At 50.3% G+C, this 20,582-nt stretch carries 17 protein-coding genes; 3 read left to right on the top strand and 14 right to left on the bottom strand.

The window, feature by feature from the left end; all coding sequences use genetic code 11:
• Positions 1 to 10: 10 nt before the first annotated feature.
• From DVH26_RS16315 to DVH26_RS16305, 3 genes are all read right to left on the bottom strand, one after another.
• Entirely contained in the window at positions 11 to 1,015 is a 1,005-nt protein-coding gene (locus DVH26_RS16315; protein WP_239634827.1) for a 5-oxoprolinase subunit C family protein, read from the bottom strand.
• 4 nt (positions 1,016 to 1,019) lie between these two features.
• Entirely contained in the window at positions 1,020 to 1,730 is a 711-nt protein-coding gene (pxpB, locus tag DVH26_RS16310) for a 5-oxoprolinase subunit PxpB (protein WP_239634826.1), read from the bottom strand.
• A 321-nt stretch (positions 1,731 to 2,051) separates the two neighbouring features.
• A complete protein-coding gene (locus tag DVH26_RS16305; RefSeq protein ID WP_239634825.1) occupies positions 2,052 to 3,440 on the bottom strand; it encodes an MFS transporter in 1,389 nt (462 codons plus the stop codon).
• Positions 3,441 to 3,675: 235 nt separating this feature from the next.
• Here DVH26_RS16305 and DVH26_RS16300 point away from each other — a divergent pair, with 235 nt between their 5' ends.
• Positions 3,676 to 4,443: an IclR family transcriptional regulator gene (locus tag DVH26_RS16300; protein ID WP_239634824.1), complete on the top strand. Its 768-nt coding sequence runs from the start codon at positions 3,676 to 3,678 to the stop codon at positions 4,441 to 4,443.
• A 222-nt stretch (positions 4,444 to 4,665) separates the two neighbouring features.
• Here the strand turns inward: DVH26_RS16300 and DVH26_RS16295 are convergent, their stop codons facing one another.
• Positions 4,666 to 5,238 (bottom strand): FAD-dependent oxidoreductase, encoded by a 573-nt coding sequence (locus DVH26_RS16295; protein ID WP_239634823.1) that lies wholly within the window; start codon positions 5,236 to 5,238, stop codon positions 4,666 to 4,668.
• A gap of 177 nt (positions 5,239 to 5,415) precedes the next feature.
• Between DVH26_RS16295 and DVH26_RS16290 the strand changes: the two genes are divergently transcribed.
• The gene (locus tag DVH26_RS16290) at positions 5,416 to 5,901 is read left to right on the top strand and encodes a hypothetical protein (RefSeq protein WP_239634822.1); all 486 of its coding nucleotides are present in this window, start codon (positions 5,416 to 5,418) and stop codon (positions 5,899 to 5,901) included.
• A 235-nt stretch (positions 5,902 to 6,136) separates the two neighbouring features.
• Here the strand turns inward: DVH26_RS16290 and DVH26_RS16285 are convergent, their stop codons facing one another.
• The 8 genes from DVH26_RS16285 to DVH26_RS16250 all read right to left on the bottom strand — a co-directional run bounded on the left by DVH26_RS16285 (position 6,137) and on the right by DVH26_RS16250 (position 16,017).
• Positions 6,137 to 7,144 carry a zinc-dependent alcohol dehydrogenase family protein gene (locus DVH26_RS16285; protein WP_239634821.1) on the bottom strand — a complete coding sequence of 336 codons (1,008 nt, stop codon included), beginning with the start codon at positions 7,142 to 7,144 and terminating at the stop codon, positions 6,137 to 6,139.
• Between the two features lie 140 nt (positions 7,145 to 7,284).
• Positions 7,285 to 7,554 carry a YciI family protein gene (locus DVH26_RS16280; protein ID WP_239634820.1) on the bottom strand — a complete coding sequence of 90 codons (270 nt, stop codon included), beginning with the start codon at positions 7,552 to 7,554 and terminating at the stop codon, positions 7,285 to 7,287.
• Between the two features lie 85 nt (positions 7,555 to 7,639).
• The gene (locus DVH26_RS16275; RefSeq protein WP_239634819.1) at positions 7,640 to 8,521 is read right to left on the bottom strand and encodes a helix-turn-helix transcriptional regulator; all 882 of its coding nucleotides are present in this window, start codon (positions 8,519 to 8,521) and stop codon (positions 7,640 to 7,642) included.
• 288 nt (positions 8,522 to 8,809) lie between these two features.
• Entirely contained in the window at positions 8,810 to 10,027 is a 1,218-nt protein-coding gene (locus tag DVH26_RS16270) for an MFS transporter (RefSeq protein ID WP_239634818.1), read from the bottom strand.
• Positions 10,028 to 10,189: 162 nt separating this feature from the next.
• The gene (locus DVH26_RS16265; RefSeq protein WP_239634817.1) at positions 10,190 to 12,112 is read right to left on the bottom strand and encodes a family 8 glycosyl hydrolase; all 1,923 of its coding nucleotides are present in this window, start codon (positions 12,110 to 12,112) and stop codon (positions 10,190 to 10,192) included.
• Between the two features lie 220 nt (positions 12,113 to 12,332).
• Positions 12,333 to 13,526, bottom strand: a complete 1,194-nt coding sequence (locus tag DVH26_RS16260; protein WP_239634816.1) for an acyl-CoA dehydrogenase family protein — start codon at positions 13,524 to 13,526, stop codon at positions 12,333 to 12,335.
• Positions 13,527 to 13,687: 161 nt separating this feature from the next.
• Positions 13,688 to 14,458 carry a metal-dependent hydrolase gene (locus DVH26_RS16255; protein ID WP_239634815.1) on the bottom strand — a complete coding sequence of 257 codons (771 nt, stop codon included), beginning with the start codon at positions 14,456 to 14,458 and terminating at the stop codon, positions 13,688 to 13,690.
• Positions 14,459 to 14,625: 167 nt separating this feature from the next.
• Positions 14,626 to 16,017, bottom strand: coding sequence for an MATE family efflux transporter (locus DVH26_RS16250; RefSeq protein WP_239634814.1), 1,392 nt, complete (start codon positions 16,015 to 16,017; stop codon positions 14,626 to 14,628).
• 245 nt (positions 16,018 to 16,262) lie between these two features.
• Between DVH26_RS16250 and uraA the strand changes: the two genes are divergently transcribed.
• Positions 16,263 to 17,534, top strand: coding sequence for a uracil permease (gene uraA / locus DVH26_RS16245; RefSeq protein ID WP_239634813.1), 1,272 nt, complete (start codon positions 16,263 to 16,265; stop codon positions 17,532 to 17,534).
• 76 nt (positions 17,535 to 17,610) lie between these two features.
• On the opposite strand, the gene DVH26_RS16240 is transcribed toward uraA, so the two are convergent.
• A complete protein-coding gene (locus tag DVH26_RS16240; RefSeq protein WP_239635391.1) occupies positions 17,611 to 18,894 on the bottom strand; it encodes an MFS transporter in 1,284 nt (427 codons plus the stop codon).
• A gap of 203 nt (positions 18,895 to 19,097) precedes the next feature.
• On the bottom strand, positions 19,098 to 20,339 hold the full coding sequence (locus DVH26_RS16235) for an S-layer homology domain-containing protein (protein WP_239634812.1): 1,242 nt from the start codon (positions 20,337 to 20,339) through the stop codon (positions 19,098 to 19,100).
• Positions 20,340 to 20,582: the final 243 nt, after the last annotated feature.

The raw sequence follows: 20,582 nt of genomic DNA, 5'->3' as shown, positions 1-20,582 counted from the left end.
AAATGCCTCCTTATAAGAAATACATTTGAATGCTCTTTCTCAAATTGATCAAATTCCATTCCGTTAGCAGATAAGCCTCCTGAGCCTCATGGAGATCCGCCAGTTTAAACCGCACGCCGCTCCCGATCTGCGCTTGCGCCAATAGAGGCAGGTCCGCCGTAATGACCTGAGCCACCTTAGGGTAGCCGCCCGTCGTCTGTCTGTCGGCCATCAATACAATAGGATTCCCGTCCGGCGGCACCTGGATCGTTCCGAACGTCACCGGCTCAGACAGCATCTCCTTCCGCTCAAGCATGGCAAGCGGCTGCCCCGCCAACCGGTACCCCATCCGGTCCGACTGCGGCTGCACTTTAAACTCCGACGACAGCAAGGCTTCGATACAGTCCGAATCGAACAAATCGTATTGCGCTCCGGGGATTATCCGAATTTCCGGGTTCGGCTTATAGGCCGGCAGGGTCTCATAGGATACTCGCCACTTTACCGAATGAAATGCCGTCTCGCCAGCTTCGGACTCTAGGCGTCTCAGCATCTTCCTTCCCAGTGCCGTTGCAGGCTTCAGCTGAAGCAAGTCCCCTTCCTTGAGCGCCCTGCCTTCGAAGCCCCCGAAACCCGCGCGAAGGTAGGTGGAGTAGCTATTCATATGCTTCGGGACATCCATGCCCCCCGATACAGCTATATAGCCTCTGCAGCCTTCGCGGGAGGGGCCGAACTCTAGCGTCGTCCCTGCTTTTATATAAACCGGCCTCCACATTGGCACCGGCATACCGTCCGCTTTGGCGGAAAAATCGGATCCGCAGACCGCAATCAATGCAGCTGCTTCAAAATACAGTGACGGACCAATGATCGTCATCTCGAGTGAGGCTGCCTGCTCATCATTCCCTACTAACAAATTGGCTGTCCTGTGAGCAAAGCTATCCATCACGCCGCTTACGATGACACCATACTTTTGATAACCATACCTTCCGGCATCCTGCACCGTTGTCAGCAAGCCTGGCTTGCGAACATGAATTGTCATCGATTCATTCCCCCCACCGGTCATATTGTTCACGTGTGATAGGGTAAAATCGTATCAGGTTACCTGCCTCCAGCAAGGTAGGAGGCTGCCTATCGGGTAAAAACAGCGATAATGGCGTACGTCCGATCAGCTGCCAGCCGCCCGGCGTCTGGATCGGATAAATGCCCGTCTGTTCTCCCGCAATTCCAACGGTCCCCGGCGGAATCGCTAACCTTGGCGACTCCTTCCGTGGAGCTGCAATCCGCTTATCCATTCCCCCAAGATAAGGAAAGCCCGGAGCGAACCCCAGCATATACACTAAATACTGCCCTCCGGAATGAATTCGGATCACTTCATCCGTGCTGAGCCCGTTGATCTCCGCGACATGCACCAAATCCACGCCGAACTCGCCGCCATAGCAGACAGGTATGTCAACAACCTTTGGTTCAGGCACCGTACCTTCATTCAGCCGCTCCAATATGGTTATTAATTGATTTCTCACGAGGTCATATGGATACTGAATCTCTCCCGCAGGTGATTCCTTGCTGTTGTTGACAAAAAGCAGCAAGGGATCATACACAATCGTTACTGAAGTAAACGCAGGAATAAATTCAATCAGTCCGTTAAAAGGATGTTGCGTCAAATAATCCGAAAGCACTCTGACCTTGGTGTGAGTCTCCACATCTACCTGATCGCCGAGCTTTACCGTGATGGCACAATCCCCTAACGGAGACATTTCAACATAACGAATACTATCATCTCCTTTTCATACCTGACTTCTTCGGGAAGAAGAACAAGTATCAGAGCTCCTATTCAACTATAACTCCCTATAGTGTAATTGAAAAATAGGCTAGCCCCAAGGAGGCCCTAGCAAGATGGATATCCATGCTCACTATAGACAAATTCTCGGGGCTAAGTAACGAATATCAACGTAAGGCGTTTATCCATTCCGTATTTCGGAATTACAATACCGTATTTCGAAACTTAATATATACGATCATTATAGTAGGTGTTGATAAAAAATCAAGAGGATTATCCGTCTCTGCATGAAAAGACGTTATGATGCAATCGTCTCGTTTTCCACATCTTTTCCGATCGGTTCCCACTTAATCAGCAATGTCGCCAGCAAACCCAGCACAGGGACAATAGCCAGCAGCAACAGCGTATTGTATAACCCGGCTACAGCCAGTACGACAGGGAAAAGGAAAAATCCCAGGATACTGCCGACCCGCGTAATTCCTTGACCAAACCCAGCCCCAAGTCCTCTAAGCTCTGTCGGATAAGAAAGTGTCGCCATGGTCATCCCTTGCGAACCTGGCCCAAAGGCATGTCCGAAGATAAAGGCGGCTAACAGAACAGCTGAGATTCCAACGTAGGAATTCCCTGCCGTACCCATCAGGAGCAAACCGATAGCTGCAATAACATAACCAACAATAGATAGCTTGCGAACGCCCCAACGGGTATTCAAGGAAGAGCCGAGAAATCCTCCGAGCGCCCCGAACAAGTTGAAAACAATCGTGCCCGTAATGGCATAAATGACCCCTTGGCCGAAAAGAATCGTGGAAATGGTCGGGATATAAAAACCAACAGCGAAATATTCCATACTTTGCGTAAAGGTGATCACCGAAGCCAAAATAGTTCTAAGCTTGTATTTGCCTTTGAAAATTTCCATGTAGGACAGCTTTGCACTGCTCTTCGTATTCGATTCCTCTTTGGCAGCGGGACTGACGCGAACTTCGACGTTGTACGTTTTACGAATAACCTTAGCGCCTTCTTCCAGCGACAAATGATGAGCCGCCCACAAAGGACTTTCATTCATATAGAAATACCGTAAGAATAAAACGATCAGTGCAAATACGCCCCCAAGGCCGACGGACCATCTCCAAATGTATTCATGCTGATTCAAAAAATAAAACGGCAGTGCAATTAATCCCGTAACAGAGGCAGCGCTAAACCACAGAGGGCACCATAGCGTCACGTTTGCCCCTTTTTTCTTCATATTGCTGAACTCCGCGATGAAGCTTAAAGCAACCGGAATGTCGAGTCCGACCCCTATGCCCATTAATAGCCGGAAGAAGACCAGCGTCCCGAAGTTGGGTGAGAGCGCTGCGCCGAAGGCAGCAAACACCATAAGAAACAAGTCGATCAAGAACATTTTGTTACGGCCGAATTTATCGGTGTAATAGCCTCCGAATACCGCTCCCAATAAAGAACCGACAGCCATAATGGCCGTCAAGCTTCCTAGTTCGACTGCCGTCAAACCAAACTGCTGCTGCAGCTGAGCCGTCCCGATCCCGATACTCGTGAAATCATAGGCATCGACAAACACGCCTGCCAGCGCCAACAAAATAATTTTAAATCCCGGCTTACTTACCGGATTGGAGTTGATGAAATCGACGATGTCACGTCTGCTCCTTACTTCCAAAACTTGAGCCTGCCCATTCATTGTTGTTTGACTCCTTCCTCTTCCCTCAATTTAAATTCCGTTTTTCGGAATTGTAATTCCGTTTTTTAATAACCTAGATATACGATCATTATAGTCGGTATTTATTGAAAATCAAGAGAAATTTCGACGGTTTTTTCACAAACCTTTGCAGACAATGGAGTTCATTGGTCTTTTTAGTGTATACTTGATTTGCGAAATACGCCGTAATCAGGGCTTCAGGAGGAACATTTGTAAAGTGCAGAACAAAAATAAAACGGTAGTCAGATCCATGGATCTTCTTAATCTTTTCTTGAACCATGGCAAATTGAGCATCAACGAGATGGTACAGCTCTCAGGCATTCCCAAAACATCCGTCCATCGAATGATCGGCTCGCTTGAAGAAATGGGCTTTCTTCACAAGGACAAGGATGGAATCTATTCCCTCGGGCTGTTGTTTCTGCAATTTGGCAACTTGGTCGCCGAACGGCTGGATATCCGTCATATCGCATTCCCTGTGATGGAGAAGCTTCGTGACGATATCGAACATGCTGTCCATCTCGTTCTCAGGGATGGTCAAGAATCCATATACATTGAAAAATTGGATACGAATCATCCGGTCAGACTTTTTACCAAAATCGGAAAAAAGGCTCCTCTGTATGCCGGTGCCTCTTCTAGGACCATTCTCGCCTTCTTGCCGGATGAGGAACGGGAGGCTTACTTGAATGAGGTTGAATTGAAGCCGATCGGTTCGGGAACGATTGCCGGCAAAGAAGAGCTGCGTGCTTCTCTAGAGCTGACCAGAAAACGCGGGTACAGCTTCAGCCAGTCGGAGCTTGAGAACTATACCGCGGAATTAAGCGCTCCCATCTTCGATCATTCCGGTCAAATTATCGCTGCCCTCAGTACCGCAGGACTGGAAGTGCAATTCGGCGAAGAACAGCTGCCCGAGTATATCCAAAAGGTAAGACAAGCAGCCGATGAAATTTCTAGAAAGCTTGGTTGTACCGCTCCGTTACAAAGTTAGGTATTCGAACAGACTGAGCATATCTTTTTATCATTATGACAAATACAAGAAGAAGCAAAACCCTCATCATCCAATCCGGATTAAGAGGGTTGATTTTTTTTCCAATCTGCAGATGAACATATCGCTAAAGAGATTTGGCAGCAATCGCTGCATACTTTACGGACATTAAAAAAGGGACTGTCCCTGTTGGAACAATCCCTTTTGGTAAGATCCCGAACGCGATCAGGATTCCTTCTTCATCACATCATGATCGACATAGCGGGCGCCGTTCAATTCGCTAATGACATTGATGGCCACCTTGGCGCCATCTCCCGCGGTAATAATGGTATGTACGCTCACGCCTGCCGCTGTACCCGCCGCCCAGATGCCTTCTACCGATGTCTTGCCTTCCGGAGAAGCATCGATAACCGTCTTAATTCTCGGTTCGGTGCCGTCTTTGGTTTGCAGACCGATATGCTGGGCCAGGTCCGTCAATACCCCTGTAGCCAAAATGACGTGCTTGCCTTCGTACTGGCTGCCGGATTCGGTTACGATCTGGAACCCCTCGCCTGCCTTCGTAACATTCTGAACTTTACCCTGAGCCAGCTCCGCACCGAATTTAGCGGCTTGCTTCTGGCCGATCTCGACCAGATCAGGTCCGGTAATTTCCATGACGCCGTAATGATTTTCCACCCATGCTCGTTTGGTCATGCTTTGATCGCTATCGATCAACAACGTCTTCTTCCCTGCTTTGGCAGTGAATAAAGCTGCACTGGCTCCTGCCGGACCAGCTCCAATAATAACTACGTCATACATTCTCGGTCTCTCCTTTCGAATGGTCATACGGTTGGAAGGTAAATCAGCTTGTCAGCTACTTCTCATGCTACACAACTTGGAAAAGAAAGTCAAAGCTCCTCCGCCTTCTTTTCATTGCTGCGATAATATGCTAAATTAAGGACAATCTACCACTTTATCTATAGAGGAGACCGATTCATGAGCCGCAATCAATGGGACCATCTGGCCGACGGGATTACCGAGGAACAGCTCGAACAATGGCAAAGCTCGATCCGTGACGGAGGCTACTCCGCGTTTCATATGCTGCTTGAAGGCTACAAAAAGCGTCTCAAGACAATGAGAGACGAGGAAGTGCCAAGCTTTCGCTCTTGGCTTGATAAAGCCGCCCGCCTATTTCCCGAGCCCGGCCTGTTCAGTCCTTCCTGGATTCATATTTGGGAGGAATTACAGCAGATGACGGAGATCAAGCAGAGAATTTTGCAAACGGTTCCTGTTCGCGAAAGAGATGGCGAATGGCAGCTCATTCTGGACAATCCGCTTACGATCCAAGAGGTCGTATGCCACCCGGGACTCACCTTTGATGAAGCGGCTTACTTATACTGTTATTTCCGCCCGGGTCTCCAAAGAAACGAGTATATCCGACTGCAAAAAATTCAGCATGTTCTAACCGATGCAGGCTCCTGATGACAGGAGTCTTTTTTTGGGGACTAAAAAACCTTAGCACCCGTCCAACTCGGCAGGACCCAAGCTAGAATTGTCGAATCGATTGCGATTTTATCGAGACGTGCGCTTCCCCGGGAAATGAACGAGTAGCGTGGGAAATGGACGCTTAACGCGGGCAGACCTTTCCCTAGCTACTCTCAAGTGCAGACGGTGAATGAACCGCGGCTGCCAGTTTGCGGCACAATCCGGAACCACATCATCGATGCGGCCGCCCGCTTATCAGCAAAATCTTGCCTCTAGATTCCCCGCCCGGCTCCAATCCGCTTCGTATCGCCTCTTTTGCCTCCTCCAGCTTAAAATACGATCCGGCTGCAGCCATTCGCAGCTTGCCATGCTCTATCAGCTTCATCAGCTCGTTGAACGTTTCGTGCCACTGCTGCACACTCACGCGTTCCACCCAATGACGAAGCCAGAACAGGCTTGGCTGGACGCCGGTCTCTTTGGCAATCCGTATCCAATCGGGAGCGATGCCCGACAGCAGCCCGATACTCAGCACACTCCCGCCTGGCCGTATGCATCTCGCCAACTGAGCTGAGTCATCACCGCCTATGCTATCGATCCCCGCATGGGCTCCACGGCCGTCCGTCCACTCCATCACTGCCTGAGCCACCGGGACGGCCGTTGCGTTAACGACATGTGCCGCTCCCAAGGAGAGCAGTTCGGCCGTATGCTTGTCATTTCGCGTTACGGCGATGAGCTTGTATTCCAGCAGCCGGGCAAGCTGGGTGAAGATCCGGCCGATCGCGGATCCGCCGGCATTGACGATCAGCGTGTCTCCCCGCTGAAGTCCCAACCTGTCCCGGCAGATCAACCATGCCGTCATCGGGTTGATATACAGCTGCGCCGCCGCGTCGTCCGGAATCAAGTCCGGTACGGGAACCGCCCAATCCGCGTTCATGCGGACGATTTCCTGCCACGTCCCCTCCCCGCGCAGAGCAAGGACTCGTTTGCCCAGCAGTGCGGTAGAAACTCCAGCCCCTACCTCAATAACTTCGCCGACCCCTTCATATCCGGGGATCGCTGGAAGAGCAATACGGTGGGAATATGCACCTCGTATCGGGATTAGATCGGACGGATTGATCGGTCGCGCCGTCATCTTGACCAGCAGCTCGCCTGAAGCCGGAGGCGTCACAAGCTTGGACTTCAGCTCGAGAACCTCCAGCGGATCCCCGAACCGTGCGTATTCGAAATAGGAAGCGTTCAAAATATCCGTTCTCCTGTTCTTATGTATTGATCCAATCGAACATACAGAAGCCGACTTTCCCTTGTCGGGAAAAATCGGCTGGACTAGATTCAGCTATTCATTTACATCATTAATTGTTAATGAAGTTAATTTTATAATAACTACTTGTCGGCGATGACAATATCCCACTCATGAATTTCAAAGCCTCTCGCCTTATGAATCACATAAGGATCCTGATTGACGAACGCTTGAACCTCCTCGAGCGTATTCGCCCGATAAATAACCAAGCCCCCGGCCCCGTCCGTAAATCTTCCGTTGGCAAAAATGTGGCCCTGGCTGCGTACAGCCGCCAAATAATCGAGATGCTCGGAGCGGTAGGTCTGGCTTTTCTCTTCATCCAGCATCGGTAAAAATACGGCAAAATGCTTCATTCGAACGCATCCTCTCCTGACTCGTCATTTCGCCTCCTATTTTACCATACTTTAAACAAACCCGACAGCTTGTCATACGCAAGCTTCACTGCCCTGCTGCCGCATGCTCATTAGATAGCGAAATATCCGTCGCCATCATGCGATAGGATGCATCCTTGCGGAACTGCGAAGGTGACATTCCCTTCTTCTGGTGAAACAGCCTGGAGAAGTACGAGGTCGTCCATCCGAGCTTTTCGCTGATTTCCGAAACGGTCAGATCGGTATCCTGCAAATATTCCATTGCTTTTTCAAGACGAAGCTCCTGCAAATATTGCATAGGGCTCATTCCGATGTGATCATTGCAAATTTTAATTATATAGTGAGGATGAAACCCGAAATGACTCGCAATGTCAACGAGAGACAGTCTCTCTGACAAATGGTTGGAAATATATGCGGCGATGGGGAAATTGGAGTGAGCTCCGGTTCTCGCCCGCTGAGTGTCCTTGGGCTGCTCGAATTCCATTCGACTGCCCTGCAGAAGCGACAGCAGAGTCCCTTTGAACCCGGAATCGATACGATACAACGTTAATGGCTCCGGCGTTTTACTGTATTCGACGGACAACTGAAACCATTGCTTCAAATCAGCCCAATCGTCGCTGCCACAGCAGCCATGTGCAGGATACGACTGCAGAGCATGCTCCAGTCCCTCGTCGCACAGCTTGAATTTGAATGTCATCATTATCGCTGCATCGGTAAAATCTAACGTATGCCGGGAATGCGGAGGCAGAAGATAAAAATATTTGCTGATAACCGGATAATGGCGATCGTTCACTATTAGTTTGCCGGAGCCCCTATGTACAACAATAAGTTGATGGTAATCTCCAGTCTGATGAGTCGGTATCGCTTCCTGCTCCTGATAATCGTTGCGGGCAACCTTCAACATCGTCAATTGGGCATCTCTCAGCAATCGCTTCTTTTCCATGGTCATATCTCACGTCTCCTCCCGCCCAACTTCGGGGCATGTTCCATAGTCTAGTGCGGCTGTTACGACGATATTCACCATTCTTGAAAGCTCTTTCAAATTCATTGATCCCGCAATCAAAACTTGGAAAAAACAGTATATCAGTGATGCAAAATGGATATTTCAAAACCTATCTCAATCTTAAGCATGTTGGCTCCCGTTGAAAATTGGCTAAATTATTATGACCATATGTTTTTTTATGGTTTAACATAAAAAAAGACAGCTTCCTTGTCAGGAAACTGTCTCTTCGTGAGCTTAGGTTACGGTAACGTTTCGTTTCCGCGCCTGAGCGGCACTTAATTTCATCTCCGCCCGGCTCCAGATGATTGCCAGAATAGTCGCCGCGACGCCCAAAGCTCCGGCGAAATAAAACCCGCTCTTCAAGCCTCCCCATTCGTTGATCCACCCGGCAACAAACGGACCTGCAAACATGCCGACGGCATATACCGCCTGATAAAACCCCATCGCCGTCGCTTGCTTTTCCCGGTCGATTTTGTCAATCGCGAGCGTCAGCAGCAGCGGGAAGCAGATTCCTTGGAAAAAGCCGTTGCATACTTGCGTTACAACAAGCACCGTTAGGCTGTCCGCCAATGAAATGGCCGTCGTACACAGAGCGCTGAGAATGAAGCCAATAATGACCAAAGTCCAGGAACCGTAACGGGGTGCCAGGAATCTGCCCGATATATAGTTGCTTACCGCATGGGGAAGCATGAACGCGAATACAAGGAGCGTCAGGCCCAATTCGTCGGCTCCCAGTGCCATAGCGTGGGACGGTGTAAAGCCGAACATCGTTATGAAAAGGATGCTGTGAGCCAGTATGGACAACGTGGATACCTTCAGCAGAAGAGGCTCTTTCATGACCCGATACAGGTTGCTCCATTGAATCGGTTCCCTTGAAATCCCTTCCTTCGGCTCGTGGATGCCGAGACTGATGATGAGACCTGCAGCGCCGATGACGCTGCCGACCCAGAATGTCGACGTCCAGCCCCACTCCTTGACCAAATAGCCGCTGACGCCCATCCCGACCAATTGACCGGAAGCCGTAAGCAGGCTGATGAGACTCATCGCCCGGGTCGCTTGGTCCCGGCTGAAATAGCTTGCATAGAGCACGGTAAAGGCAGCCCATGTCGACGCACCGATTCCGGATACGATCCGTCCTGCCAGCGCCCAGCCCAAATGTCCGTCCATGGCGAAGCAAATACAGCTCAATGTCGTAGAGAGCATGCCGAGCATGATAAAAGGCTTGCGGACTTTCATCCTGTCCGAAGCTATCCCGAGAGGCAGGCGCAATAGGATCTGGACAAAGCCGTAGCTTCCTAGCACTAAACCAGCGAAGCTGTAAGTCGCTCCGAGATGATCCAGATATGGCGACAAAATGGGGACATACGTATAGAGAGATGCCCAGAAAAATAACGTAACAAGAATAAAAACAAAGTGATGTCTCCGGGTTGGCGTTGAATCCGTTACCTGCATGGCTGCCTCTCCTCTATCCGTTGATGTGGTTCGCTATACAAAATATAGCCCTCGTACGGAACCTTGTAAACCCATTTTTCGATGCAGGATGCAACAAAAACGGCTCCTGCGGCATGACAAAAACGGCCTTCTGCAAGAGAAGGCCGTTTTCGCCGTTACTACTTATGGAGTTGTGACCTTGACGTCGTCAATATGAAGGACGCCCGTTCCTGTGGAATGAGTAATCGCTTCGAACGCGTCGATTCCCGTCACAGCCGTCCGGAAGCCGACATTGGACAGAACCGAGGTACCGTTCACATAGACATTGGCTTTGTCCGTTGCCGAGTCCGCCTCGATTTTAATCGTCGTCCAGCCGTTGGCGGTATAGTTCGCAATGTTAGTGCTCGAGCCGTCTGCATTCCGGTAGCGTAACGTTCCGTCCGAGCCGGATTGGATCGTAACCGCAGTGGTTGAGCCCTGCTTCAAATGAACGTACAGATTGTTGGCTGCAGCCGGCAGCATGACTTTGTACTCAACGGTCACCTGACCTGCCTGGGAAGTAAAGCTTTTATTGGCTTTAATCGAATTGGTCGTATCCGTATCGTTCAGCTTGATGCTCTTATTCGTGGAGCTCGGCACATTCACTACGGTAGCGTTGCCGCTTGTAGTATAGCCTGTAGGCGCCGCTCCCGTTGTCTCGGAGTTGAAGTTGTCGTCAACAAGTGTAACCGATGTTGGCGGTGTTGATGCCGATACCGGCGACCACCAGTTACCGGATACCGTGATCATAACGAGCAGACGAATGCTGTTGTCGAAGTAAGACAGACTTGAGGTCGACGTTCCGGCCATTTTCGTCCAGAGGCTGTTCAACCACGTCTGATTGCTTGAATTGATCATAGCGCTGACGGCAAAAGGAGCAACGAAGGCCATCGTATTGTCCGTTTCACCGGTAATAACCGTACCGTTCAGGTTGTAGCCCGATTTAATGTTGTTCGGATTGCTGGAGGTCGATGTTTTGACCCAGTTGTTAAGCGTGGTCAGCTGTCCGACAGCGCGATTGTCACCGGTTAGCAAATAATCGACCGGAATCCGCCATGGCGTACGAGCCGAGTTGTAGTAATACTTGCCGTCGTTCGGGCCTTCCAGGAAGCCTGCGGCAGCCGGATCGTAATTCGACGAGCCCTTGACCGCGAAGTCCGGCATCAATCCGGTGTTCGGGCTTTTATTGTTGTACAAATAATTGATAATATTGTAGGCCTTATCCGTTACATTGGCCCAGTTCGCGTTACCGCTAGCCGACTGGTACGCTTTCAGATGGCTCATCATGAAGTCGGACAACCGCGTGCTCTTGCCATAGGTAGCATCGCTGTTCGCCGCCCAGTCACCGAGCTTTAAGATCCATTCGCTGGAGTTGACATCCTTGCTCATGATTGCGCCGATGACGTTGTTCGCTTGAGCCAAATAGTTGATCGATCCGCTGCTGCCCCATTGCTTATCCGCGAGCAGCAAAGCGTAGGCGATATCCATGTCGCCGTCCGTCGCCGAATCGTTACCTCCGTCGGGATTATCGACGATATTCCCGCTGCTGTCCTTGATCTGCTGCCATGCCATCAGATTGCTGTTATTCACGCTGCCGTGAGCGCGATAAAAACGGTACAAGCCGTCGAAATACGTCTTGGCGTTAGTATCGTAGCCTGCCATAAGCACCGTTGCGAGCATCCCGTATCCGTGCCCTTCCGAGCAGGATACGGCGTTGGCAGGTTCGGAATATCCCTCCAGATTATAAAACACATAATATTGGTCCGTAGCTTTCGGATTTTGCTTCAAGTATCTTGCCTTCCACTCGTCGTAAATCCGCTTCACGTCGTTATCCAGCTGGGTTTGAGTTACATTATTCGGCTTGATGGTGCCGGAGGTGTATGTGGTATGCTGCGGGAACGGTCTTAATTCCCCGGCTGCCGAGGCGGTGAATGCCTGAAACGGCAATATCGTGCTGATCATAAGTACTGCTGCAAACCATCGTCCTTTTCTCATCAAATCAGCTCCTTTGGGATGGATATGCCGCACAGCGGCAATGGTAAACGCTTTCATAAACTTCGAAGCCACTATCCCTCCTTTACTGGTCACTTCGGGCGGCGCCAACCGGATTGGCAATACGTTGACGCTGTGCCCGATAGTCAAAGTATACGAACAAATCCATTTTTTAACAATGCAGGAAACTAAGAAATATTTGTTTAAAACTCACTTTTTTTTCCATAATAAGGGCTTACTTAAAGCTGTAATCTATGCTGATTTATTTAGTTAATGAGATAAATGATTAATCACATTAACTCAATTCCTGCTCGGCTATTGCTCTCAATGCCGCATTTTTGATAACGACATCGTCCATCGGAGGATTATGCAAGCCGGCCCGGACATCCCTGTACATTCTCTCCAGCGGCAATGCCCGTGACAAGCTTGCTCCGCCCACAATCCGCATCGCTTTATCCACGACTTGTATTGCATGGTTCGTAGCCACATGCTTCACTATGCCGCACTCAGTCTTGAGCGCGCTGCGCGCTTCAGGCTGTTCGTCCCAGCGGGCGGCTACGGAATACAGCAAATGCCTAGCCGTTGTCAGCTCGACCTCCATCGAACCAATGAGCTGCTGAACGTTCGGAAGATCGGAGATCGGTCCGGGCAAGCTGTTAGGGCGGTACTGTTTCGCATACCGGACGGCAAAATCCTTCGCTGCCCAAGCGATCCCCAGGTAGCAAGCCGGGATAAACAGCATCCAGCCGCCTCCGTCATTTTGCTTCGGGTACTTCCGCTCCGTCTCCGCTGCTTGCGACACGAATGCATGATCAGGAACGAATACACGGTCCAGCACCAGATCATGGCTTCCGGTGGAGCGCATCCCCAGCGTGTTCCAGGTTTCTTCTATAGTAATTCCAGGAGAACGCGTCACGAAAAATTCCCCGTTCCGATCCTCATCGGCAATTGCGGCCGATACGATAAAATGCTCAAGAATCGGACTGAGCGTGCTGTAGGTTTTTCTCCCGGTTAACAACCAACCGCCGTCCACCTTCTCTGCGACGGTCTGCGGCTTGCCCCCTCTGCTCGGGCTCCCGGTCGCCCGTTCGCTTGCAAAGCTGTTAATCATAGCCCCCTTGGTCACAACCTCCGAGCAGAACCATTCGAACAGCGATTCCGGCCATGGTCTCGCTATACGGTAATGCAGCATATGCCCCATATGCCATCCGACGGAGAGCGCCGTGGAGCCGTCTCCCCGGGCCAATCGTTCTTGTACGAGAGCAAGCTCGTACAATCCGATCTCGTCACCTCCGTACTCTTTCGGAACTGCAAGCTTCAGAAAGCCCGACTTCTTCATCTCTTCAAAATTTTCGAAGGGAAACGAGCCGTCTGCATCGTGCGCAGCGGCTCTGGATGCGAACCCTTCCGCCAATCGGTCAGCCAGCGCCGCCAGCTCCGCTTCTTTTTCGTTCCGTATAAAGTAATCCAATGTCCGTCGTTCCGTCATTTGCATTATCCCCTCTTACCGTAATAGGCAGGCATTACGAATCGCGTGCACTTGTTACTTTTTCCACCATTCCAAGGAAAATCCTGCAATAACGGCTTATCCATTGCATTAAGGTAAAAAAAGAGACTACGGACATCGAATCCGTACTCTCTGTTCTCGTTCTATACGCTGCTCCACACGGCCTTCACTTGCTCCCACCAGCTGTAGGTGACGAGCCCCATCGGCACGACGAATGCATTCCACAACATCACGAACGCTAAGGTGATACAAACGCTCTCCACGAGGAAGCCGCTGAATTTCCCAGTGCTCATTAGCGGGACCGCCAGCTTCCATTTCAATGGCGGAAGCGGATGGATCCCCTGCTTGGTGAGCATATCGCATAGCAGGTGCAGCGTGTACGATAAGGTTCCGGCCATCCACAAGGTGACCCCTAGCCTGATCGATGCGTAATAAAGCAGGCCTCCCCACATCACAACGCCGTATAAGGAATGAGTCAAGCCGCGATGCGGCAGCAGCGCGCATACCATGATCAAGGCTCCGGCCGTTCCCCACCAAGGCCCCGCTTCCGCTCCGACGTACAGCAGCAGCCCTCCGAGCAATATCATCAGGATTTGCCGAAACAGCCTCTGATTCACAAGACACATTATGATCAGCAGCGCTCCGGCTCCATAGCTGTAAGGTGTATAAAAGGATTGCAAATAGCAATAGGCAATAAATCCGATTCCCGCCGCCGCAAAAAACAGCTTGATGAAGTTGAGCAGCTTCTTCGGCATCGTTTTTTGCATCAGCAGGCTGTTAGGCTCATCGATATCGGGCAGCAGCGAGCTGATTACCGCAATGGCGGCCGAAGCCAGTGTTATTCCTTGCCCCATGAATTGCATAACGGATAACGTCACGCCCGTGCTTACGATTAAATGGGTTTTTCCTGTCATTCCACGACTGTCTCCTCTTCCTCCCGTAAAGGCATCGCAGCTTGGGACCACTGCCGCGAAGCGATTGCTATATTGTACCATAATTCACCGAAAAATGCGAACGTGTGTGCGTTAACAAAAAAGAAGCCCTCTTGAAGAGAGCTTCTTTTGTCTTTTGCAGCAAGCTATTATTTTGCAGGCTGGGCTTGCTTGCTGCCGATCATTTTGGCTTGGCGCCAATTTCCCCACACATAATACCAGACGGATAAAATGATTCCGACGGTAAATCCGATGGGGAAGCTCCACCAAATAGCATCGAGTCCGTATTCGGCGCTCAGCCAATAGGAGATCGGGATCCGAATACACCATAATGCAAGGAAGGTCGTTATGAGCGGCACCATAACGGCTCCCGTCGCCCGCACGACACCGGATACGACGAACGTGATGCCGAACAAAATGAATGCCCACAGTGTAATCAGATTGATACGCATACCGATTTCGATCGCCGCGTCGTCCTGAAGAAATAATCCCAGCGCTTCCCGGTTGAACAAATAAATGATGCCTACTAGAACACCTGTCATAAAGAAGTTGATCAATATGCCCATAATGGTCGTTTTATGAACGCGATCCCATTTGCCTGCGCCCACATTTTGAGCGGCCAGCGTCGATACGGCTCCGCCGATCGCCATAGCCGGCATTTGCACATAGCTCGACAGCTGCATAGCTGCACCGAACGCCGCCGTGGCAACCGATCCGTAGCTGTTGACGAGATTAATGACCGCAATGGCGCTCGTCGACACGATCAGCATTTGCAGACCCATCGGGACGCCCTTTTTCACTAGGGAAGCGATGATCTCCCGGTCAAACCGGACATACGGCAAATCTTCCCGGGTAATCCGCAAAAAATATTGTTTCCGGTACAAAAACACAACAAGACAGGCCAAGCTTACGAATTGAGCCACAACGGTCGCTACCGCTGAACCCGAAATACCGAGAGCGGGAACCGGACCCAGTCCAAAAATAAACAATGGATTGAGCACAATATCGAGGAACGTCGAGATCAGCAAGAAATAAAACGGCGTCTTCGCATCTCCCGCCCCGCGCATAATCATCATGATAAAGTTATAACCGTACATAAATGGCAATCCTATGAAAATAATACGTAAATAAGATATCGCATAATCCATAGCGTCGTGCGGCGTATTCATTCCCTTAAGAATCATCGGTGAGAATATAAGGCCGATGACCGTAATGACAAGCGACAGCAATAAAAAAAACAATGCGCTCGTACCAACGACGCGCTTAGCCTGGGTCTCGTCCTGGGCTCCAATGCTTTGCCCTATAAGTATCGTCGATGCCATCCCGATCCCGAATACGAGGCTTAACAGGAAAAACATAATGTTGTTCGCGTTGGAGGTCGCGGCGAAGGCGCTCTCGCCCAAGTAATTGCCGACCCAAATGGCATTGATTGTACCGTTGAGTGACTGCAGAACGTTACCCATTAATAGAGGTAATGCAAACACAATGAGCTTCTTGCCGATAGGTCCTTCCGTTAATGATGCATCCATCTGATAAGCCATGTACCCACTCCCCGCAGCAAAAGGCAGCCGCAAGCTGCCCTCAACTTGTTTTAACGTTAAAATATTTAGTCGTAAAATTAATTATAATCAAGCGGATCGTAAACGTAAAGTCCAACCCGTTCTCCAACTGTCACAGACATCTTTTTACAAAATGTTAAAAAAATCGATTCCAAACGACATGGACTTTTGGTACTATTATGAAGGTGTTTTTACAGAACTATCTCATCTTATTAAGGAGTGTTTTCATGTCGCAACGCGAAATTCAGGTCAACGAACGGCCGCCGCTGCTGCAAAGCATCCCGTTAAGCTTGCAGCATTTGTTCGCCATGTTCGGTTCGACCGTACTGGTGCCCGTCCTGTTCAAGGTAGACCCGGCAACCATCCTGTTATTGAACGGAATCGGTACCCTGCTGTATCTGATTTTATGCCGGGGTCAAATCCCTGCATTCCTCGGTTCCAGCTTCGCCTTCATCTCTCCCGTCTTTGTCGTGCTGGCCAGCCAGTCCTATGAGTCGGCGCTTGGAGGCTTCATTGTCACCGGGGCGATCTTCATTCTGGTCTCGCTGCTGATCAAATATGTTGGGACGGGATGGCTCGATGTTGTGTTTCCTCCCGCCGCGATGGGCGCCATAGTCGCCGTAATCGGTCTGGAGCTCGTTCCGGTAGCTGCCGAAATGGCGGGTTACATCAAGCCTGCAGCCGTGGATGCGGCCAAATGGAGCTTTGACGGCAAAGCGATTCTGATCTCTACCGTTACTCTTCTGGTTACCGTGATCGGCAATGTTATGTTCCGCGGCTTTCTCAAAATTATTCCTATCCTGATCGGCATCGTGTGCGGATATATCGTAGCGTTCGTCCTAGGTTACGTTAATTTCGAGGCTGTAGCCCAGGCGCCCGTATTCTCGCTTCCTACTTATTACAAGCCTAACTTCAGTCCTTCGGCGATCGCCATCATCGCTCCCGCAGCTCTTGTCGTTATCGCCGAGCATATCGGCCACCTGATTGTAACGAGCAACATCGTCGGCAAAGATTTGTCCAAGGACCCGGGACTATTCCGCTCCTTGCTCGGCAACGGGATATCCACCGTTATTTCCGGCTTTGCCGGTTCGACTCCCAACACGACTTATGGGGAAAATATCGGTGTCTTGGCGCTCACTCGCGTCTATTCCGTCTGGGTCATCGGCGGAGCCGCTGTATTCGCGATTATCCTGTCGTTCTTCGGCAAGCTGGCTGCGTTGATCACCACGATCCCGGCTCCGGTTATGGGCGGCGTTTCCCTGCTGCTGTTCGGTGTCATCGCTTCCTCCGGCATCAGGATGCTGGTGGAGACGAAGGTGGACTATTCGAAAGCGACGAACTTGATTTTGACTACCGTCGTTCTTGTTATCGGAATTAGCGGCGCAGCCGTCACTATCGGCAACTTCTCCTTGAAAGGAATGGCTCTTGCCACGGTTATCGCCATCCTGCTCAGCCTGTTCTTCAAACTAATTGAAACATTGAAGCTGTCCAACGAATAGCCTTCTTGGATGAACGAATAAAGACATGCATTCGCAGATCTCTTATGTCTGTGAACGCATGTCTTTTTTTGTCCGCCTACACTTTCTTGATCATAAACGAGGAAGCGAAGGCGAATAAGCTGACGATAAATCCATATAAAAACATATTTTCAAAGCCTGCGTAAAAATCGGTCGTTTTGGCCAAAAACGCCCCCATAATCGTGACCCCGATCGCTGTCCCGATATTGCGCGAAAACAGCTGCAGCGAGGTAGATACCCCCTTCTCGTGCGGCTTGACCAGCTGCTGCGATCCGATAACCGAGACGGTTGCAATGAGGCCGAATGCGAGCCCTTGCACGACCATCGCTCCGAACACGTACCAGAATCCCGTGCCTTCCTTCATGAACAGCAAGGTGACTCCGGACAAGACGAGGAATATGTTCCCGACTACAAGCAGCCGGCCATAGCCCCATTTCAATATCCATTTGCCCGCAGGAACAGCCATCGCCATCCAGCCGAACGAAGTCCCTAGCAAAGCAACACCGCTAATAAACAAGGAGTATCCCTCCTGTTGGAGAAACAACGGCACGTAGCTCGATGCCCCGAATAGCGATACGCAAGCCAGGAAGGAATTGACGATCATCCAGGCGATAGGCGGGTTTTTCAGTAACGACAGCGGTACGATAGGCGATTCATGACGCTTCTCATAGGCAATGAAGATACCGATCACGATGACGCCAAGCAGGGCGTACACATAAATGCTGCTCTCCACAATGGTGGTTAGCAGCAGCAGGCTGACTCCGATCGCGAACAGCACCGCACCGAAATAGTCGACCTTCGACCGCTTCGGCTCGTACACTTCCTTATATCCCCATAACAGAAATACCGACACGATGCAGATCGGGATATTAATAAAAAAGATCCAGCGCCAGCTGGCATATTCGACGAACGCAGCGCCCAGCATAGGCGCGAGGATGGCGGACAATCCCCACATCGCGGTGAAAAACGCTTGAATCTTCCCTCTCTGCTCCACCTTGAACAAATCTCCGGCAATGATCGCGGGAAACGGCATCATGACGCCTGCCCCAATCCCTTGAACCGCCCGGAATAAGACGAGCTGCAGCATGGAATTGGAAAATCCGCACAAGACCGATCCGATCAGGAACAGAATGATCCCTACGGCAAAGATCGTCTTTCTGCCGAACATATCGGATATCCGGCCTGCGACAGGAGAGATGACCGTGGACATAATCATATACGAAGCGAAGCTCCAGGCATACAGCTCGAAACCTCCCAGCTCCTTCGTTATAATCGGCATTGTCGTATTAGCGATTGTCGTATCCATGGAAGCGACCAAGTTCGCCAGCACGATGCTGATCATAACGGGCAGCTTGCTCGACGCCGATGTACGCACCGCAGCAGGTGCACCCGTTGACACAGTTGACTCCTCCCCATCTGTAAATATATGTAATTCACTTCGTGAAATATAAACTCAGATTACCATATTCCCGTTAGGTTGCGCAAAATGAAATTACGAAGCAAAAACGCCCGTCCCCTCACAGGAACAAGCGTTGTATGCGGTGATTATCCGTTTTTCTCCAAAATAGAAAAGACGATGGTTTCCCCGTCAGCCTCAACATGAATTTCCACGGAGAAATTGCCTACCTGAACCGTCTGCGTCTCCACCGCCTCCTTCAGGACAACCTGGTTGTACACATTCAGGAATATATTATCGAAGGTAAGGGCGTCATAGGAGAACAAGTAATTGGTGAACGTCTTGATCGCTTCCTTGTTCCGCGCGAGCATGCCTTCCTGGACATGAACCGTAACCCCATACGTCTTGTATTCCGGCTCCAGCCATAAGGAGGCCTCCTCATAATGCTGTGACGATACGGTAGATTTGCTCAAATCTTTGGCTTTCATCTCCGCATCCTTATACAGCTTCAGCGTCGTTTCCTCCAGATCGTAGTTCGTCCCTCTCAGCTTAGCCGCTTCCTGCAGCACATCATATGCCTTAAGCATTTTCTGATCAGGGAAGATCAGCTTTTTGTAGCTTCCGTCCTTCGTCGGAACGATTTTCTCAAGCCCGTCTTCCGCCTTCTTCACGTTGATCCGCTTATCCCTATGTACAATCCGTTCCAGAATCGTCAGCGACTCCGCTCTGGTTACGTCCCGGCCGATACCGAAATAGCCGTTCGGGTAGCCTTCCATAATCCCTTTCGTGAAAGCTTCGGCGACGAATTTTTGCTCACGGGCTTTGGCGCTCTGCAAATCTCCGATGCCTGCTGCGGTTGCCATGCTGTACTGCTCATTCTCCAAATATTCCGTTTCCTTAGCCGTATAGTATATGATTTCGGCTACTTGCTCCCGCTTCAGTTTCGCTTTGAAATCGGGAAACTGGGTTTTGCTGATGAAATTCAAATCGCTTGCCAAATCGATGTAAGGCTTCGCCCAATAGCCTACTGTACTAGGCTTGAAATCGAACGTCCGGTAGTCCTGCTGCAAAATGTTTTTGTTCATCGCGCTTAACGACTGCACGAAATCGGTCGTCCATTTGCGTTCTCCGTTCGGATACATTTGGGTATACGACATCAGCAGCATTTTGACGAATTGATCCGCCGTCACCGGCTCGTCCGGTCGGAACGTCCCATCCGGAAAACCGTCCAAGATCCCCTCATTAACCAGACGCATAATGGCGCTCTCCGCCCAATGTCCTTTCACATCCGAAAATTTGGGCTTTTCTGCCGACTGACCGAAAGCGGTTCCCGATATCCCGAAGCATAACACCATGGATAATGAAATCAAGCCAAACTTCTTCATGACCATAATACCCTCTCTTCTCTTTGTTCCGTGTCGTTTTTTGTTAATTTATGTACTAACAGACCATTCTAAGAATAAGGGCAATAGAGTGAAAATGGTATTCACCTTCAATCCTAAAAAATACATGTTTCAACATGGCACGAACGCTAGTTCGAAAGTCTTTATGTCCGTGAAGAAAGTCACAAAAACAGCATAAATGCATGAATTCCCGAAGAAAAATCTGCGTATCCGCAGTAAGGATGAGTCAAA

Origin of the sequence: Paenibacillus sp. H1-7, assembly GCF_022354825.1 — a bacterium.
Taxonomy (GTDB): domain Bacteria; phylum Bacillota; class Bacilli; order Paenibacillales; family NBRC-103111; genus Paenibacillus_S.
Note: the sequence above shows the minus strand (reverse complement) of the source record. Positions and strands in the feature narration are given on the sequence as shown.

What these genes read in the sequence shown, in the direction of transcription:
- DVH26_RS16305 (WP_239634825.1), bottom strand. Translation starts at nt 3,440, where the DNA reads ATGAATGGGCAGGCTCAAGTTTTGGAAGTAAGGAGCAGACGTGACATC.
- DVH26_RS16240 (WP_239635391.1), bottom strand. Translation starts at nt 18,894, where the DNA reads ATGATCAGCATCGTGCTGGCGAACTTGGTCGCTTCCATGGATACGACA.
- DVH26_RS16290 (WP_239634822.1), top strand. Translation starts at nt 5,416, where the DNA reads ATGAGCCGCAATCAATGGGACCATCTGGCCGACGGGATTACCGAGGAA.
- DVH26_RS16260 (WP_239634816.1), bottom strand. Translation starts at nt 13,526, where the DNA reads ATGACGGAACGACGGACATTGGATTACTTTATACGGAACGAAAAAGAA.
- DVH26_RS16270 (WP_239634818.1), bottom strand. Translation starts at nt 10,027, where the DNA reads ATGCAGGTAACGGATTCAACGCCAACCCGGAGACATCACTTTGTTTTT.
- DVH26_RS16250 (WP_239634814.1), bottom strand. Translation starts at nt 16,017, where the DNA reads ATGGCTTATCAGATGGATGCATCATTAACGGAAGGACCTATCGGCAAG.
- uraA (WP_239634813.1), top strand. Translation starts at nt 16,263, where the DNA reads ATGTCGCAACGCGAAATTCAGGTCAACGAACGGCCGCCGCTGCTGCAA.
- DVH26_RS16280 (WP_239634820.1), bottom strand. Translation starts at nt 7,554, where the DNA reads ATGAAGCATTTTGCCGTATTTTTACCGATGCTGGATGAAGAGAAAAGC.
- pxpB (WP_239634826.1), bottom strand. Translation starts at nt 1,730, where the DNA reads ATGTCTCCGTTAGGGGATTGTGCCATCACGGTAAAGCTCGGCGATCAG.
- DVH26_RS16295 (WP_239634823.1), bottom strand. Translation starts at nt 5,238, where the DNA reads ATGTATGACGTAGTTATTATTGGAGCTGGTCCGGCAGGAGCCAGTGCA.
- DVH26_RS16255 (WP_239634815.1), bottom strand. Translation starts at nt 14,458, where the DNA reads ATGACAGGAAAAACCCATTTAATCGTAAGCACGGGCGTGACGTTATCC.
- DVH26_RS16275 (WP_239634819.1), bottom strand. Translation starts at nt 8,521, where the DNA reads ATGACCATGGAAAAGAAGCGATTGCTGAGAGATGCCCAATTGACGATG.
- DVH26_RS16315 (WP_239634827.1), bottom strand. Translation starts at nt 1,015, where the DNA reads ATGACAATTCATGTTCGCAAGCCAGGCTTGCTGACAACGGTGCAGGAT.
- DVH26_RS16235 (WP_239634812.1), bottom strand. Translation starts at nt 20,339, where the DNA reads ATGGTCATGAAGAAGTTTGGCTTGATTTCATTATCCATGGTGTTATGC.